This is a genomic window from Oricola nitratireducens (assembly GCF_014904745.1).
GTDB classification, from domain to species: domain Bacteria; phylum Pseudomonadota; class Alphaproteobacteria; order Rhizobiales; family Rhizobiaceae; genus Oricola; species Oricola nitratireducens.
Genome location: NZ_JACZCS010000033.1, coordinates 1 through 309 on the forward strand (window position 1 = coordinate 1; position 309 = coordinate 309).

The 309-nt window shown below is 67.3% G+C and carries 1 protein-coding gene; it reads left to right on the forward strand.

Annotated features, from left to right (window positions below):
* Positions 1-309 (forward strand): acyl-CoA dehydrogenase family protein (locus tag IG169_RS24485; protein ID WP_193177329.1); only part of this gene is annotated, 309 nt, incomplete at both ends.

A 309-nucleotide genomic window follows, 5' to 3' on the forward strand; every position in this document is an offset into this window, starting at 1 on the left:
AGCTGACCGGCTCGAAGATGTGGATCTCCAATGCGCCGATCGCCGACGTCTTCGTCATCTGGGCGAAGTCCGAGGCGCATGGCGGCAAGATCCGCGGCTTCGTGCTGGAGAAAGGCATGAAGGGCCTGTCGGCTCCGAAGATCGGCGGCAAGCTGTCTCTGCGCGCCTCGGTGACCGGCGAGGTCGTGATGGACGGCGTCGAGGTTGGCGAGGACGCATTGCTGCCGAATGTCGAGGGGCTGAAGGGCCCGTTCGGCTGCCTCAACCGGGCGCGCTACGGCATTGCCTGGGGCGCGATGGGCGCGGCCG